We start from the raw sequence: 16,580 nt of genomic DNA on the forward strand, positions 1-16,580 counted from the left end.
GGGCCCAACAGTCGTTCCCTGCAATATGGAGCTTTACAGCATCAGCGAATCCGGAACCCCGCGCCTCCCCCCACCCCCGTCATCCCGGACGGAGCGCAGCGCAGATCCGGGACCCCATGCGGCTCGGGCACCCCAGACCGCCCCCCTTACTGGAACGCCTGGATCCCCGTCTGCGCCCGTCCCAGGATCAGCGCATGGACGTCATGGGTGCCCTCGTACGTGTTCACGGTCTCCAGATTCACGAGATGGCGGATCACGTGATATTCATCGGAGATGCCGTTGCCGCCATGCATGTCGCGCGCCATCCGGGCGATATCCAGCGCCTTGCCGCAATTGTTGCGCTTCATCAGCGAGATCGACGGCGGCGCCGCCCGTCCCGCCTCCAATTCGCGGCCCAGCGCCAGCGCACCCAGCAGCCCCAGCGCGATTTCCGTCTGCATGTCGGCGAGCTTCTTCTGGATCAGCTGGTTGGCGGCCAGCGGCTTGCCGAACTGCTTGCGGTCGAGCGTATATTGCCGCGCCGCATGCCAGCAGAATTCCGCCGCCCCCATGGCGCCCCAGGCGATGCCGTAGCGCGCCTTGTTGAGGCAGCCGAAGGGCCCGGCGAGGCCCTTCACATTCGGCAGCAGGTTCGCCTCCGGGATATGGCAGTCCTCGAGCACGATCTGCCCGGTGATCGAGGCCCGCAGCGAGACCTTGCCGTCGATGATCGGCGTCGAGAAACCCTTCGTGCCGCGCTCCACCACGAAGCCGTGAATGCCCTCATCCTCGAGCTTCGCCCACACCACCGCGACGTCGGCGACCGGTGCGTTCGAGATCCACGTCTTCGTCCCGTTCAGGATGAAGCCGCCTGGAATCCGCTTGGCCCGGGTGGTCATGCCGCCGGGATCCGATCCCGCATCCGGCTCCGTCAGGCCGAAGCAGCCGATGAACTCTCCCGTCGCCAGCTTCGGCAGGAATTTCCGCCGCTGCTCTTCCGTGCCATAGGCATAGATCGGATGCATCACCAGCGAGTTCTGCACGCTCATGGTCGAGCGATAGCCGCTGTCGATCCGCTCGATCTCGCGCGCGGCCACCCCATAGGCGACATAGCCGAGCCCGGCCCCGCCATATTCCTCCGGGATCTGCACGCCCAACAGCCCGAGTTCGCCGAGTTCGTTCATGACCTCCCGGTCGAAACGCTCTTCGCGGAAGGCGGACTGGATGCGCGGCATCAGCTTGGCGTCGGCATAGGCACGCACGCTGTCGCGGATCATCCGCTCCTCTTCGGTGAGCAGATGCTCCAATCCGAGCGGGTCCTGCCAGTCGAATTGCGCGCGGTCGGCGGATGTCGGCGCCGCAGTCGGGGCTGCGCTCCGCAGGGCTTGGGTCATCGGCGTCTTCTCCATTCGGTCAATAGGCTCTTGTCGAAAGTCAGCTCGGAACGCCCGGGCCTGACTCGGGCATCGCCTGGATCCGGTCCGTTATCTTGCAGGCGAAGGCATAGATCAATGCCACTTCCTTCAGGCGGTCGAACCGGCCGGCGGCACCGGCATGTCCCGCCTCCATGTTCGTCTTGAACAACAGCAGGGCGTCATTGGTTCGAAGATCGCGAAGTTTTGCCACCCATTTCGCCGGCTCCCAATAGGTGACCCGCGGATCCGCCAGCCCCGCCAGGGCCAGCAGATGCGGATAGGCCTGGGCTGCGACATTGTCATAGGGCGAATAGGAGGCGATATAGGCGAAATCCTCCGCACTCTCGATGGGATTGCCCCATTCCGGCCATTCCGGCGGCGTCAGGGGCAGGGTCGGGTCCAGCATGGTGTTGAGCACGTCCACGAAGGGCACTTCCGCGATGATCCCGCGGAACAGGTCCGGCGCCATGTTGGCGACCGCCCCCATCAGCATGCCCCCCGCCGAGCCGCCGAGCGCCACGATCTTGCCCTCGCTCGTGAAGCGCTCCCGCGCCAGGAACCGTCCTGCCGCGATGAAGTCGGTGAAGCTGTTCTTCTTGTTCAGCCTCTTGCCTTGGGCATACCAGCGATAGCCCTTGTCCTTGCCGCCCCTGATATGGGCGAGCGCATAGACGAAGCCGCGATCCACCAGCGACAGCCAATTCGCGTTGAAGGCCGCCGGGATCGTCATTCCATAGGCGCCATAGCCATAGAGCAGGCAGGGTGCGGAGCCGTTTAGCGGCGTGTCCTTGCGATACAGGATCGACACCGGCACCAGCTCCCCGTCATCCGCCGGTGCCATCACGCGCCGCGTCACATACTGCGCCGGGTCATGGCCGCTCGGCACCTCCTGCGTCTTGCGCAGGACGCGGCTGCGGTCGGCCATGTCGTAGTCATAGGCCTGCGCCGGGGTCGTCATGGAGGAATAGCTGAACCGCAAGGCGGTCGTATCGAATTCCAGGTTCTCGCCGAAGCCCAGGGCATAGGCCTCCTCGTCGAAATGGATCGAGTGCTCCGTCCCCGTGGCCCAGTCCCGGATGATGATCCGCGGCAGCCCCTCGAACCGCTCCAGCCGCACCAGATGGTCGCGAAACGTCTCCATCCCCAGGATGAAGCGGCCCGGATCATGGGCCACGAGATCGCGCCAGTTCTCCCGCCTCGGTGCCGCCACCGGTGCCGTCACGATCTTGAAGTCCTCCGCCCCATCCGCATTGGTGAGGATCACGAGGTCGCCGCCGCGATGGCCGACGCTGTATTCGACGCCCTTGTCGCGCGCCGCCACCAGCCTCGGGGCCTCCTGCGGCGCATCGGCATCGATGAGATAGACCTCCGACGTCTCGTGGTCATGGGCCTGGATGCGGATGAACTTGCGGCTCTGGGTCTCGCCGATTCCCACGAAGAAGCCCTGGTCCTTCTCCTCATAGACCAGCACATCCGACTCCGCCGGCGTCCCCAGCACATGGGCATAGACCCGGCAGGGCTGGTGCCGATCGTCGTTCCACACATAGAAGAGCGTCCGCCCGTCATTGGCCCAGACCATGCTGCCGGTCGTATGGACGATCTCGTCGGCGAGCTCCTCGCCCGAGGCGATGTCCCGGATCTTGATCGTATAATATTCGCCGCCCGCCGCATCGAACCCATAGGCGATGAGCCCATGGTCGGGGCTGTGCGACACCGAGCCGAATCGGAAGAAGGCCATGCCGGCGCTCAACGCCCGGCCATCGAGCAGGATCTCGACCGGCCCGCCATCCCGCTTCTGCCGGCAATAGCGCGGATGCTCGGCCCCGCTTTCATATTGAAAGAAATAGGCAAACGGCCCGTCGGGGGCCGGCACGCCGCTGTCGTCCTCTTTCACCCGGCCGCGCAGTTCCTTGTACAGCGTCTCCTGGAACGCCTGCGTATCGGCCATCCCCGCTGCGGCCTGCGCATTCTCGCCGTCGAGCCAGGTGCGGATCTTGGGATCGAGCACGGACGGATCGCGCATCACCTCGCGCCAATTCTCCGCCCTGAGCCAGGCGTAAGGGTCGTCGAGGGTGATGCCGTGATAGACTTTCATCATTATTGACCTTGCGAGTGTCCCTCGCCCCCAGGGGGAGAGGGGCCCATTGCATTTGCAACGGGAGGGTGAGAATGCGCTGCCCGCGACAAGCGCCAAGCCGGCTCCGTCCCAGGAGAACAGCGGCCGCGACGCATCACTCGTAGAAGAGGGTGATGATCTCGGCGACCGCCACGGGCTTGGCGACGCCGTCGCGCTCGATTGTAAACTCCGAGATGGTGCGCAGGGAGGCTGCACTCAAGACCGCCTTGGACAACGTCACCCGCCCGCGCAGCTTCGAGCCCACCGGAACGATGCCGGTGAAGCGCACCTTGTTGGCGCCGAAATTGATCATCCGCTTGACCGAGGCGACGGTGAAGATCTCGGAGGTGAAATGCGGGATCAGCGACAAAGTGAGGTAGCCATGGGCGATCGTATCCATGTCGAGTTCGGCGCGCGCCCGCGCCGGGTCCACATGGATCCACTGATGGTCGTTGGTGGCATCCGCGAACCGGTTGATGCGGTCCTGGGTGATCTCGAGCCACTGGCTCACGCCGATCTCGCATCCTTCATCGGCCGCAAGTTCGGCAAGGCTGGAATAGATGCGCATGGGGCTCCGGCGAGAAGGGGACGAGGGATTGACCCGTCTCGATACAAGAGGACCCGTCCCTTGACCAGCCCTCCTCGACGCCCCCAGCGGTCTTGCCCGGTGCTCCCGTGAAATTCAACGGCTTGCTGCCCGTTTCGCCTTGGCGCTCCGGGATCCCTTGGATATAAGCCGGACCGGGCTTGCATGACAGGTGCGCCTGACCTTTCCGCGGGGGTGGACGGAGGAGTTTTCGGCGACATGCTGTTGGCGGTTGTTTCAGGTTTTCTCTTGGCGGCCTTTGCCCCCCTGATCGCCCGTGCCTTTGCCGGTCTGGCCGGCTGGCTCCTGGCTCTTCTGCCCATCGCCCTGCTGGCCTATTTCATCACCTTCATCGGCCCCGTGTCGGGCGGTGCGGCCATCGCCGAGAGCCTCGCCTGGCTGCCGCAGCTGGGCATCGACCTGTCCTTCCGGCTGGACGGGCTGAGCCTCGTCTTCGCCCTCCTCATCACCGGCATCGGCGCCCTGATCCTCATCTATGCCGGTGCCTATCTGGCGGATCATCCCCAGCGCGGTCGCTTCTTCAGCTTCCTGCTGATGTTCATGGCCTCCATGCTCGGCCTGGTGCTCGCCGACAATGTGATCGCCTTCTTCGTCTTCTGGGAGCTCACTTCCCTCACCTCCTTCCTGCTGATCGGCTTCGACCATGAGCGCCCAGCCTCGCGTCGCGCCGCGGTCCAGGCCCTGGTCGTGACCGGTGGCGGCGGACTGGTCCTCATGGCGGGCCTCATCCTCATGGCCCTGACCACGGGCGCCTGGGACCTGTCGGGCCTCAATGCCGCCGGCGATCTGCTCCGCGGCCATGCCCTGTACGGCATCATGCTGGCTCTGGTGCTGGCGGGCGCCTTCACCAAATCCGCCCAGGTGCCGTTCCACTTCTGGCTGCCGAACGCCATGGAGGCGCCGACCCCGGTGAGCGCCTATCTCCATTCCGCCACCATGGTGAAGGCCGGCGTCTATCTCCTCATGCGCCTCACCCCGGCTCTGGGCGGCACCTCCGCCTGGATGATGACGCTCACTTTGTTCGGCGGTGCGACGCTGCTGGTCGGTGCCGCCCTCTCCCTGCGCCAGACCGACATGAAGCTCATCCTCGCCTATACGACGGTCGCCTCCCTCGGGCTTCTGGTCATGCTCACCGGCCTCGGCTCCGACATCGCCATCGAGGCCGCGGTGCTCTATCTGATCGCGCACGCGTTCTTCAAGGGCGCCCTGTTCATGCTCTCCGGCGCCGTCGACCATGGCAGCGGCACCCGCGACGTGACCCGCCTCTCCGGTCTCCGCGGCCCCATGCCCGTCACCTTCGCCATCGCCGTCCTGGCGGCGCTCTCCATGGCGGGCCTGCCGCCGCTTGCCGGCTTCCTCGCCAAGGAGACGATCTACGGCGCCACGGGGCTGGGGGTTGCGGCACTGGTCGCGATCCTCGGCAACGCCATGATGGTCACCGCCGCCCTGGCCGTGGCCTGGGGCCCCTTCCGGGGCCCGGCCTCGTCGGCAGCGCAGCACGCCCATGAGGCCTCCCTGGGCCTCCTGCTCGGGCCCGGCCTTCTCGCCGTCGGCGCGCTGGTCGCGGGGCTCCTCGCCGCCCAGTTCGGCACCAGCTTCGCCGGCCCCATGGTCTCCGCCATTCTCGGCCGCCCGGTGCTTCTGGAGCTCTCCCTCTGGCATGGCGTGAACGCGGCCCTGATGATGAGCCTCGTGACCATCGCGCTGGGATTGGGCCTGTACGTCATCCTGCCGCGTCTCCGCCAGGCGATCGCCGCCTTCCTGGAGCGCCTGGGCCTTGGCGCCGACCGCGCCTATGATCTCGCCATGGAGGGGCTCGTCGCCCTCTCCCGCGCCATGCTCGCCATCATTCAGCCGGGCCAGCTTCGCCACTATATGCTGGGGACCTTCGCCGTCCTCGCCTTGGCCCTCTGGGTGCCGATCGTCCTCCACGGTTTGCCCTTGGCCGGCCCTTTCGTGCCGGGCATGCTGCTCGACGACTTCCCCGCCACGGGCATGATGATCCTCGGCGTGGTCGGCGCCGTCATGGTGCTCATGGCCACCACGCGCCTCAACGCCATCGTCGCGCTGGGCATCCAGGGCGTGGCGGTAGCCCTTCTGTTCCTGTTCTTCGCCGCACCGGATCTTGCCTTCACCCAGTTCATGGTCGAGATCCTGTCGGTGGTGATCCTGGCCCTGGTCATGAGCCGCCTGAAGCTCGATGCCATCGATCGCCGGAACCTGCCCGAGCGGCTTGTCCACGGCGCCGTGGCCGTCGCCATTGCGCTCGGAATCGGCGTCACCTTGATGTCCCTGACCCAGCAGCCCCTGGATCTGAGCCTCACCGATTTCTTCGCCGCCAACAGCGTGCCCCTGGCCCATGGCCACAACATCGTCAACGTCATCCTCGTCGACTTCCGCGGGCTGGACACCCTGGGCGAGATCACCGTGGTGCTGATGACCGGGCTCGCGGCCATCGCCCTGATCCGCAGCCGGCGCAGGCAGGCTAAGGGCAAGCCGGCCCGGGCGGCGGGGTAGGAGCAGCCAATGCAGACCCTCATTCTCAAAACCGTGGCTCCGCTCCTGGCCGCCCTGATGATGATCTTCTCGGTCTTCGTCCTGCTGCGCGGCCATAATGAGCCCGGCGGCGGCTTCATCGGCGGCCTCATCGCCGCCTCGGCCCTGACCCTGTACGGCATCGCCTGCGGCGTCCGCGCCGTGCGCCGCGCCATCGTCATCCATCCCATCGCCATTGCCGGCATCGGCGCCTTCCTCGCCGGCCTGAGCGGTCTGCCCTCCCATCCCGCCGGCGTCCCCTTCCTCACCGGTCTCTGGTGGTATCCCAAGCTCTCCGAGGTCACCACCCTGGCCCTGTCCACGGCTCTGGTCTTCGACATCGGCGTCTGGCTGGTCGTGGTCGGCGCCATCAGCGGCATCGCGCTCGCCCTTGAGGAAAGGGACTACGACTGATGGAGGCGCTGCTGTCGCTCACCGTCGCCGCCCTGTTCGGCGTCGCCGTCTATCTCCTGCTCTCCCGCAGCATCATCCGCCTGTTGCTGGGCATCGTCACCTTGGGCAACGCGACCAATCTTCTGATCTTCACCGCCGGCCGCATCACCGGCTTGGCGCCGCCTTTGGTGCCGGCGGGACAGGAGCAGGCGACCGAGGCCATGGCGAACGCCCTCCCTCAGGCGCTGATCCTGACCGCCATCGTCATCTCCTTCTCGCTCTTCGCCTATGTCCTGGTCCTGTCCTACCGCGCCTATCAGGAACTCGGCACCGACAATTCCGATGAGATGCGCCTTGCCGAGCCCGAGACCGGATCGGAGCCGGCGCCATGAACACGGTCCCGACGGAACACGCCGATTGGCTCGTGATCCTGCCCGTCATCCTGCCGCTCATGGCCGGCGCCCTGGCCATCGCGTTGCGCTCTTTGGTGCGGATGCAGTCCTGGTTTGCGATCCTGGTGCTGCTGGTTGAGCTTGCCCTCAACCTCGCCCTCTTCGACCGGGTCTCCTCCGACGGCATCCTCTCCCTCACCATGGGCAATTGGCTGCCGCCCTTCGGCATCAGCTTCACCGTGGACGTTCTCGGAGCGCTTCTCGCCCTCACCTCGACCTTCGTCTGCCTCGTCTGCTGCCTGTTTGCCTTTGCCGACATCGACAAGCACACCGCCCGCTTCGGCTTCTACCCCATGCTGCTGGTCCTGGTCTGCGGCCTGAACGGGGCCTTCCTCACCGGCGACATCTTCAATCTCTATGTCTGGCTGGAAGTTCTGCTGATCTGCACATTCGGCCTGATCATCCAGGGCGGCACCCGGGTCCAGCTCGACGGCGCCCTGAAATACGCCTTCCTCAACCTCGTCGCGACCACGATCTTCCTTGTAGCGACGGGTCTTCTCTACGGCGCCGTCGGCACTCTCAATTTCGCCGATCTGGTCACCAAGGTTCCAGCCTATTCCGAACAGGGCCTGATCGCGGTCATCGCCTTTCTCTATCTTTTTGCGCTGGCCATGAAATCGGCGGCCTTTCCGCTCTTCTTCTGGCTTCCGGCCTCTTATCACACGCCGAAATTCGTCGTCTCCGCCCTGTTTGCGGGCCTGCTCACGAAGGTCGGCGTCTACGGCATCTACCGCATTTTCTCCGCCGTCTTCGCCGCCGGTCCCCTCGAATCCCGGCCGATCCTGCTCTGGGTCGCCGGCCTCACCATGGTGGTGGGCGCCATTGGAGCGCTCGCCCAAAGCGAGCTGCGCCGCATGCTGGGCTTCCTCGTGGTCAGCGGCATCGGCTTCATGCTCCTGGGCTTTGCCCTCGACAGCGAGGCGGGCCGCGCCGCGGGCATCTTCTACATCGTCCAATCCATGCTGGTGACCTCCGGCCTCTATCTGCTAGCCGGCCTGGCCCGGTCGACCTCGGGCCAGGCTCAGCCCGGCGGGCTTTATGCGCGCGCCCCCCTCGTGGCGGCCTTGTTCCTGGTGCTCGGTTTCGCCACGGCGGGCCTGCCGCCCTTTTCCGGCTTTTGGCCGAAATTCATGCTGGTCCGCGACAGTCTGGACCAGGGTCTCGGCTGGGCGGCGGCGGCCGTTTTGCTGGCCGGTTTCTTCTCGACCCTGGCCATCGCCCGCACCTTCGCCGCGACCTTCTGGGCACCCGCCCGGGCCCAGCCGGGCAAGGAGCTTGTGCCGGCACCGCCTTTGTCTTGGGCCATGCTGGTGCCGGTGGTGGTCCTGGCCGCCGCAGCGCTCGGGCTCGGCCTCCTGCCGGCGCCCTTGTATGATGTCACTGCTGTGGCCGCGCGCGGCCTGGGTGATTACCAGCCTTACGTGGCCGCCGTATTCGGAGCCGGGCAATGAAGACGCTGCTTCCCACGAACATGGCTCTCGCCTTTCTCTGGGCGGCGATCACGGCGAATTTCAGCGTGATCAACATCGTCTTCGGCTTCGTCCTGGGCCTGCTTGCCCTGTGGATGGTGCGCGAGCAACTGGCCTCCGAAAGCTATTTCACCCGCCTCGGGCATTTCCTGCGGCTGGGCTTCATCTTCCTGCGCGAACTCACATTGTCGACCTGGAGCGTGGCGAAGCTGGCCTGGACGCCGACGCCGCAATACCGCCCGGCCTTCATCGCCTATCCCCTGAAGGTGCAGTCCAGCGCGGAGATCACCCTTCTCGCCAATCTGATCACTCTGACCCCCGGCACCTTGAGCGTCGACGTCTCCAATGACCGCTCGACCCTCTATATCCATGCCCTCGACGTCCCCGACATTGAGGCGCTGCGGGCCTCCATCGCCGACAGCTTCGAACGCCGCATCGAGGAGGCCCTCCGATGACTGGCGCCGTCATTCTTTCATATGCCACCAACCTGGCCCTGATCGCCCTGCTCGCAGCCTTCGCCCTGACGATTTTCCGCCTGATCAAGGGCCCGAGCCTCCCCGATCGCATCGTCGCCCTCGACTTGCTGACGGTGATCGCGGTCGGCGTCATCCTGGTGCTGGCGGTCACCCGCCAGACCAGCGCCTTTGTCGACGTGGCCCTGGCCCTGGGACTGGTGGCGTTCCTGGCGACCGTCGCCTTCGCGCGTTACGTGATTTCCCGCGGCCTGGACCGGGCCGGCGGTTCAGTGGAGACCGACGAGAACCAGTCGGCACCCCGCGCCAAGGGGGCGACCCATGACTGACATCCTCGTGGCCCTTCTGCTGCTGGTCGGCGCCTTCCTCTGCCTGAGTGCGGCCCTTGGCGTGACCCGCTTTCCCGACGTCTATTCCCGCATGCATGCGGCCAGCAAGGCGGGGACCCTGGGCGTGGGCGTGCTCTTCGTCGCTGTCGCCGTTCAATTCTCCGACATCGACATCACCATCCGCGCCCTGGTCGGCATCGCCTTTTTCATTCTGACGGCGCCGATCTCGGCCCATTTGCTGGCGCGCGCCGCCTATTGGGCGGGCGTAAAGCCCTGGAGCGGCACCGGTGTCGATCATCTTGCCGGGCGTTACAAGAAAGATCTACATCGACTGGATGGCTTTCCTTTCGATAATCAATGATCGATCAGACTCCACCTGCGACAAGCAAGCATATCGAAAGCATCTGGCTTTCACTTGAATGCAACAACGATATCTGTGATAAGCAGACGATGCTGTAGGAACATTCGCAGCAACGAATCGGAATTCTTTCCAGCTTTAGGTTGAAAGTCCCGACTTTCGGGAAAGATCACGTTGACCGGGAGCGAGTTCGTTTTCACGGCCTTAGGGTGCCGCGGGAATTTTGCTCTCTCCTTGCAGAGGGTTGATTGGAACAACCTCACATAGATTAAGAAGGAGCGATCACTATTATGGACTCATCGACAGGTAATGACATCGGCGAAGGCAAGGGCGAACTTGCCGAACTCACTGCTGAGATCGTTGCAGCCTATGTTGCCAACAACGCTGTCCCCTCCGAATCTCTTCCGAGCCTGATCAAGGATGTCTATCGCGCGCTCAATGGCACGATGGAGCCTGAGGAGAAGCAGGTTGCGGAACTGAAGCCGGCCGTGCCGGTCCGCCGCTCGGTGACGCCCGACTACATTATCTGTCTCGAGGACGGCAAGAAGTTCAAGTCGCTGAAGCGTCATCTTCGCACCCAATACGAGATGACCCCGGAGCAGTATCGCGAGAAATGGGCCCTGCCGTCGGACTATCCGATGGTCGCCCCCAATTACGCCGCCGCCCGCTCCGATCTGGCCAAACAGATGGGCCTCGGCCAAAAAAAGCGCCGCGCCCGCGCAGCAAAATAACCACCCCGCCCCTGTGTGAAACCGTCATCCCGGACGCAGCGCAGCGCAGATCCGGGACCCCCTGCGGCTTGGGGTCTCATGCAGACAGAGATCCCGGGTCAAGCCCGGGATGACCCCATAAATCCCCCGTCATCCCGGACGAAGCGCAGCGCAGATCCGGGACCCCATGCGGCTCGGGGCCCCCCCTACTCCGCCGCCTCCGCATAGCCCAGCCGGCGCGACAGCGAGCCGATCAGCCCTGTCGCCGCCTCGGCGATATTCGTGCCCGGCGGGAAGATCGCCGCGGCGCCCGCCGCCCGCAGCGCCTCGTAATCCTGCGGCGGCACGACGCCGCCCACCACGATCATGATGTCGCCGCGTCCCAGCCCCTCCAGGGCGGCGCGCAGTTCCGGCACCAGCGTCAGGTGGCCGCCCGCCAGCGACGAGATTCCCACCACATGCACGTCGTTTTCGACGGCCTGGGTGGCCACCTCCTGCGGCGTGGCGAACAGGGGCCCGATATCCACATCGAAGCCGAGATCGGCGAAGGCCGAGGCGATCACCTTCTGGCCGCGATCGTGGCCGTCCTGGCCGACCTTGGCCACCAGGATGCGCGGCCGCCGTCCGTCCGCATCCGCAAAGGCATCGACCTTCGCCCGAATGTCGTCGACCGAGCCTGACACCGATTCCGCCTCCTTGCGATAGACGCCCTGGATCGCGCGGATCTCCGCCACATGGCGTCCGAACACCGTTTCCATCGCCGCCGAGATCTCGCCCACCGTGGCTTTGGCGCGCGCCGCATCCACCGCCGCCGCCAGCAGGTTGCCATGCCCGGCGGCCGTCTCCGTGAGCCGCCGCAGCGCCGCCTGCGTCCCGGCCTCGTCGCGCTCGGCCTTGAGCCGCGCCAGCTTCTCGAGCTGCCGCGCCCGGACGGCGGAATTGTCGACCTTGAGGATCTCCACCTCGAGATCCTCGACCGCCTTGTATTTGTTGACGCCCACCACCGTCTGCGCCCCGGTGTCGATCCGGGCCTGGGTGCGCGCGGCGGCCTCCTCGATGCGCAGCTTCGGCACGCCCGCCTCGATGGCCTTCGCCATGCCGCCGAGGGCTTCCACCTCGGCGATATGGGCGAGTGCCTTGTCGCCCAGCTCCTTCGTCAGCCGCTCGACGAAATAGCTCCCGCCCCACGGGTCGATGACCTTGGTCGTCCCCGCCTCCTGCATCAGGAACAACTGCGTGTTGCGCGCGATTCTGGCGGAGAAATCCGTGGGCAGCGCCAGCGCCTCGTCCAGTGCATTCGTGTGCAGCGACTGGGTGCCGCCATGCACCGCAGCCATCGCTTCGATGCAGGTCCGCGTCACATTGTTGAAGACGTCCTGCGCCGTCAGCGACCAGCCCGAGGTCTGGCAATGCGTCCTCAGCGACAAAGAGCGCTCGTCCTTCGGCTCGAACTGCTGCATCAGCTGCGCCCAGATCACGCGCGCGGCGCGCATCTTGGCGACTTCCATGAAGAAGTTCATGCCCGTCGCCCAGAAGAAGGACAGCCGCGGCGCGAAGCTGTCGATGGACTGCCCCGCAGCGATCCCGGCGCGCGCATATTCCAATCCGTCGGCCAGCGTGTAGGCGAGCTCCAGATCCGCCGTCGCACCGGCCTCCTGCATATGGTAGCCGGAGATCGAGATCGAATTGAACTTCGGCATGGTCTGCGACGTATAGGCGAAGATGTCGGAGATGATCCGCATCGAGGGCTCGGGCGGATAGATATAGGTGTTGCGGACCATGAACTCCTTGAGGATGTCGTTCTGGATGGTCCCCGTCAGCTTGGCCGCCGGCACTCCCTGTTCTTCCGCCGCCACGATATAGAGCGCCAGGATCGGCAGCACGGCGCCGTTCATGGTCATCGACACGCTCATCTCGTCGAGCGGGATGCCGTCGAACAGGGTGCGCATGTCGAGGATCGAATCGATGGCCACCCCCGCCATGCCCACATCCCCGGTGACGCGGGGGTGGTCGGAATCATAGCCGCGATGGGTCGCGAGATCGAAGGCGATGGACAGCCCCTTCTGCCCCGCCGCCAGATTGCGTCGGTAGAAGGCGTTGGAATCCTCCGCCGTGGAGAATCCGGCATATTGGCGCACCGTCCAGGGCCGCGTCACATACATGGTCGGATAGGGGCCGCGCAGGAACGGGGCGATCCCGGGCATCCCGTGGATGAAATCGAGGCCTTGGATGTCCTCCGGGCCATAGGCCGCCTTGAGGTCGATGCCCTCCGGCGTGTGAAACACGGTACCCGAATCGACGATGCCGCCATCAACAGGGGCCGTGGCGGTCGGTGTCTCGCCCTTCAAGGCGACGGTGGTGAAGTCCGGGATCCTGCTCATCACGCCTGCTCGTCCTGCATCTTCAGCATATCATGGGCCTGGCGCAGGATCGCAAGGACGTCGCCCCCTTCATGGGCGAAGCAATCGACACCGGCCTGCCTCCAGGCTGCAGCCTGCGCGCTCTCCCGGCCCGCGATCGCCACCCATTTCGCCCCCGCCTGCTTCAGCGCCCGCGCCGTCGGTTCAGCGAGCCTCTCATAGACCTGATCCGTCGAGCACAGGATCGCGATCTCGGCACCACTCTCGGCAAAGCCTTCCGCCGCCTCCTCCGCCGACCCGTAGCCTGGGCCGGACTTCGCTTCGAGACCGCCGGCCTCGAACAGGTTGCGCACCCAGGTCGCGCGCGTGTTGAACTCCGCCAGCCGCCCCAGAGTGGCAAGGAAGATCGCCGGCCGCGCCCCGCTCTCAGCCAGCCTCCGGTCGCTCGCTTCCCGCAACGCCTCGAAATCCTCAGCCAGAGGCCGCGGCTTCAGGGCGCCCTCGCCCCGCGCCTGCAGCGTCGGCAGGGGCCCGGCCGTCCGCGCCGGCGCCTCATCGAGCTTGGGAAACCCGGAGACGCCGGTCACCAGCCGCTTGCGCTTGGCATAGTCTTTCGCCCGCGCATCGGCAGCTTCGGTGATCCGCTGGCGCAAGCTCCCCGTCCGCAGCGCGGCCTCCATGCCGCCCTCGCGCTCGATCTCCTGGAACGCCGCCCAGCCCGCCTCCGCCAGCCCCTCCGTCAGGCTTTCCACGCTCCACGCCCCGCCTGCCGGATCGGCGACCCGGCCCAAGCCGCTTTCCTCCTGCAGCATCAGCTGCGTATTGCGAGCGATCCGCGTCGCGAAGTCATCCGGCAGCCCGAGCTGGGCCGTGAACGGCGTGACGATGATGAGCTCGGCTCCGCCCACGGCCGCCGCGAAGCTCGCCGCCGTCCCCCGCAGCATGTTCACCCAGGGGTCGCGCGCCGTCATCATCCGCGCCGCGGTCTCGACCGTCATCCGCATGGCCACCGGATCGATTCCGCAGGCCTGCGTCACCCGCGCCCACAGCCGTCGCGCCGCCCTGAGCTTGGCGATGCTGGTGAGCACATCCGCATCCGCCGTCAAGGTGAACCGGATCAGCCGTGCCGCCGTCGCGACATCGAAGCCCTGTTTTTCCAGGGCCCGCAGAGAGGCGACGCCGGTGGCGAGGGCTGCCGCCAGCTCCTGCGCCTCGGTCGCACCGGCCCCGTGAATGCCGCGCGTATCCGCAACCAGGGCCTGCACATCGCCACACTCGAGCGCGTGGTGGCAGAGATCCACCGCCTGGCGCACGGTCGCATCCATCCCCGGGCCCGCCCCGTCCCGGGCCAGGATTCCGAGCGGGTCGATGCCCAGCGAGCCGCTGCGCTCGGCCTTTGCGATTTCCCGCCGCTCCCACAGCGCGACCAGCATCTGTGCTGCCTCGACGCCGCGCATGCCCGCCTCCAGATGCACCGGCACCGCCTCCAGGAAGACCTCGGCCAGGGCCTCATCCAAATCATCGACGGTGCCGATCTCGATCCCTGCGTGCCCGGGTCCCTCGGCGATCTTCAGGCAGACGGCGCTGACCCCGCTGGCCAGGCCGGTCCGCAGTCCGGCATTGGCGCGGGCCGGCGCGGCCTCGAGGATCGTCTGTCCGACCCGCCAGCCCGGCGCCTCGGGAGCGTGCGCCTCGGGAGCGTGCGCCTCGGGCGCCTGCGCCGCTGGCGCCTGCGCCGCCGCACCCCGGGTGAAGGGGGCAAGACCGGGCCATTCCGGCGCAACCGTGATCCAGTCCCCGCCGAGCGGATCGATCTCGATCCCGTCATCGGTGCGGCTGACCAGCCGCTTCTTGTAATCGGCCCCTTTCAGCGTGGCATCCACCCGCTTCAGCCAATCCTCGCGGGTGGGCAGGGGGAAGCCGTCTTGGCCAAAGGAACTCGTCATGCGCGGGGGCGTCCTAGCAATGGGCATCAGTTGACGTCTGCGTTATACCCCCCGCTCCCCGCCGCGCAAGCCCCCGCACGCCCCTCCCCACACTCGGGTCATCCCGGCCGAAGCGCAGCGCAGATCCGGGACCCCCATGCGGCTCGGGGACCCCCTGCCCCCCGGGATCCCGGGTCAAGCCCGGGATGACCCAACAACTCCACCGTCATCCCAGCCCTTCAGTGAACCGTCATCCTCGGGGCTTCTCCTCTCCCGTCATCCTCGGGCTCGACCCGAGGATCCAGGAGCCACACGGCACACCCTTTCCCCCGCAACCCTGGATCCTCGGGTCAAGCCCGAGGATGACGAAGTGCAAGCGGCAGCCACCCGCACCCAGGCAGCCCCACTCCCGGGTCATCCCGGACGGAGCGCAGCGCAGATCCGGGACCCCATGCGGCTCGGGCACCCCCACCGCCCGGGATGACCCCCAGATAAAAGGACCCCCCGCCTCAATAAGTCATCATCACCGGCAGCAGCTTGGCCTGTTCGATCCACTTCGCCACCCGCTTCTCGCCCGGCGCCTCGCGCACCAGCCGGCGTTCGGCGTTCACCTGCATCAGGGCTGCCGTGAGCCTGACGGCGTTGCGATGGCGCAGCTCGCGGACGGTATCGACGCCGGTGGCGCGCAGCAATTCCGCATAATCGTCGCCGACGCCGCGGATCCGCATCAGGTCGGCCATGTTGGTCCAGCGCAGGATGGCGGTCTCCGGCAGTCCTGTCTCCCCGGCGAGCAATCGTCGGCCGCGGCGATCCCCCGCCCGCTTGAGCAGGGCGTCGAGACTGCGGATCCCGGCCTGCTTCAGCTTGTCGACGACCTCGTCATCGATCCCTTCGATGCTGGTGATAGAGCATGCCATCTCCAGCCACCCCTCGAGTTTTGCCCCGAAGGATTAAAGACCGCAATCGCTCCCGCGTAAATCCCTCTCGCGAATCGAACCCTGGTCAGACATAGGCGGACAGGCCGGGGATCGACTTGGCCACGTCCTTCACCAGCGGTTCGCCGCAGCATTCCTTGGCATAGGCGAGCACCTCCTGGCCGAGGACCTGGCTCTGCTCCATGCTGAGGCCGGCGGCTTTGAGTTTCGCCATGGCCGCCATGGGCCCCGCCAGGGCGGCGAAGGCCCCGAACAGGCCGCCGCCGCCTCCGCTGCCGCCGCCATGGGCGTCAGCCAGTGCGTCCGCGCCCGGCAGCAGGGCGAACATGTCCTTCACCTTGGCCTTGTCGCCATTCTGCCGCACCAGCCCCAGCACGATGCCGACGGCCTTTTCTGCGGTCGCCGGATCGAGATCCAGCTTTTGGACGATCCGCTCGATCAACTCCTGCATCACTCATCCCCTTCGACGCGTTCAAATCTTCCCTTAGCACGGACGCCACAGCCCGCCGAAACCATAAAAGGCC

General features: G+C 66.2%; 15 protein-coding genes. 8 read left to right on the forward strand and 7 right to left on the reverse strand.

The window, feature by feature from the left end:
- Positions 1 to 146: 146 nt before the first annotated feature.
- The 3 genes from FKM97_RS23160 to FKM97_RS23170 all read right to left on the reverse strand — a co-directional run bounded on the left by FKM97_RS23160 (position 147) and on the right by FKM97_RS23170 (position 4,078).
- Entirely contained in the window at positions 147 to 1,373 is a 1,227-nt protein-coding gene (locus FKM97_RS23160; RefSeq protein WP_144294838.1) for an acyl-CoA dehydrogenase, read from the reverse strand.
- Between the two features lie 40 nt (positions 1,374 to 1,413).
- Positions 1,414 to 3,492 (reverse strand): S9 family peptidase, encoded by a 2,079-nt coding sequence (locus tag FKM97_RS23165; protein ID WP_144294839.1) that lies wholly within the window; start codon positions 3,490 to 3,492, stop codon positions 1,414 to 1,416.
- Between the two features lie 133 nt (positions 3,493 to 3,625).
- Complete coding sequence (locus FKM97_RS23170) at positions 3,626 to 4,078, reverse strand: MaoC family dehydratase (RefSeq protein WP_144294840.1); 453 nt, start codon at positions 4,076 to 4,078, stop codon at positions 3,626 to 3,628.
- Positions 4,079 to 4,261: 183 nt separating this feature from the next.
- Between FKM97_RS23170 and FKM97_RS23175 the strand changes: the two genes are divergently transcribed.
- The 8 genes from FKM97_RS23175 to FKM97_RS23210 all read left to right on the forward strand — a co-directional run bounded on the left by FKM97_RS23175 (position 4,262) and on the right by FKM97_RS23210 (position 10,857).
- Positions 4,262 to 6,634 (forward strand): putative monovalent cation/H+ antiporter subunit A, encoded by a 2,373-nt coding sequence (locus FKM97_RS23175; RefSeq protein WP_246105234.1) that lies wholly within the window; start codon positions 4,262 to 4,264, stop codon positions 6,632 to 6,634.
- A gap of 9 nt (positions 6,635 to 6,643) precedes the next feature.
- On the forward strand, positions 6,644 to 7,066 hold the full coding sequence (locus FKM97_RS23180) for a Na(+)/H(+) antiporter subunit B (RefSeq protein WP_144294841.1): 423 nt from the start codon (positions 6,644 to 6,646) through the stop codon (positions 7,064 to 7,066).
- Positions 7,066 to 7,437 (forward strand): Na+/H+ antiporter subunit C, encoded by a 372-nt coding sequence (locus tag FKM97_RS23185; protein WP_144294842.1) that lies wholly within the window; start codon positions 7,066 to 7,068, stop codon positions 7,435 to 7,437. The genes FKM97_RS23180 and FKM97_RS23185 overlap by 1 nt, the downstream gene beginning before the upstream one ends.
- Positions 7,434 to 8,948, forward strand: a complete 1,515-nt coding sequence (locus FKM97_RS23190) for a Na+/H+ antiporter subunit D (RefSeq protein ID WP_144294843.1) — start codon at positions 7,434 to 7,436, stop codon at positions 8,946 to 8,948. Before FKM97_RS23185 ends, FKM97_RS23190 begins: the two co-directional genes overlap by 4 nt.
- Complete coding sequence (locus FKM97_RS23195) at positions 8,945 to 9,421, forward strand: Na+/H+ antiporter subunit E (RefSeq protein WP_144294844.1); 477 nt, start codon at positions 8,945 to 8,947, stop codon at positions 9,419 to 9,421. The genes FKM97_RS23190 and FKM97_RS23195 overlap by 4 nt, the downstream gene beginning before the upstream one ends.
- On the forward strand, positions 9,418 to 9,768 hold the full coding sequence (locus FKM97_RS23200; RefSeq protein WP_144294845.1) for a cation:proton antiporter: 351 nt from the start codon (positions 9,418 to 9,420) through the stop codon (positions 9,766 to 9,768). The genes FKM97_RS23195 and FKM97_RS23200 overlap by 4 nt, the downstream gene beginning before the upstream one ends.
- Entirely contained in the window at positions 9,761 to 10,129 is a 369-nt protein-coding gene (gene mnhG / locus FKM97_RS23205; protein ID WP_144294846.1) for a monovalent cation/H(+) antiporter subunit G, read from the forward strand. The genes FKM97_RS23200 and mnhG overlap by 8 nt, the downstream gene beginning before the upstream one ends.
- A 287-nt stretch (positions 10,130 to 10,416) precedes the next feature.
- Entirely contained in the window at positions 10,417 to 10,857 is a 441-nt protein-coding gene (locus FKM97_RS23210) for a Ros/MucR family transcriptional regulator (protein WP_144294847.1), read from the forward strand.
- Between the two features lie 185 nt (positions 10,858 to 11,042).
- On the opposite strand, the gene scpA is transcribed toward FKM97_RS23210, so the two are convergent.
- The 4 genes from scpA to FKM97_RS23230 all read right to left on the reverse strand — a co-directional run bounded on the left by scpA (position 11,043) and on the right by FKM97_RS23230 (position 16,507).
- Positions 11,043 to 13,217 (reverse strand): methylmalonyl-CoA mutase, encoded by a 2,175-nt coding sequence (scpA, locus tag FKM97_RS23215; RefSeq protein WP_144294848.1) that lies wholly within the window; start codon positions 13,215 to 13,217, stop codon positions 11,043 to 11,045.
- The gene (locus tag FKM97_RS23220; protein ID WP_170241097.1) at positions 13,217 to 15,142 is read right to left on the reverse strand and encodes a methylmalonyl-CoA mutase family protein; all 1,926 of its coding nucleotides are present in this window, start codon (positions 15,140 to 15,142) and stop codon (positions 13,217 to 13,219) included. The genes scpA and FKM97_RS23220 overlap by 1 nt, the downstream gene beginning before the upstream one ends.
- Positions 15,143 to 15,630: 488 nt before the next feature.
- The gene (locus tag FKM97_RS23225) at positions 15,631 to 16,038 is read right to left on the reverse strand and encodes a DUF4332 domain-containing protein (RefSeq protein WP_144294850.1); all 408 of its coding nucleotides are present in this window, start codon (positions 16,036 to 16,038) and stop codon (positions 15,631 to 15,633) included.
- Between the two features lie 85 nt (positions 16,039 to 16,123).
- Complete coding sequence (locus tag FKM97_RS23230) at positions 16,124 to 16,507, reverse strand: DUF2267 domain-containing protein (RefSeq protein ID WP_144294851.1); 384 nt, start codon at positions 16,505 to 16,507, stop codon at positions 16,124 to 16,126.
- Positions 16,508 to 16,580 lie beyond the last annotated feature (73 nt).

The sequence above is a fragment of the Rhodoligotrophos appendicifer genome, assembly GCF_007474605.1.
In the GTDB taxonomy this organism is placed as follows: Bacteria; Pseudomonadota; Alphaproteobacteria; order Rhizobiales; family Im1; genus Rhodoligotrophos; species Rhodoligotrophos appendicifer.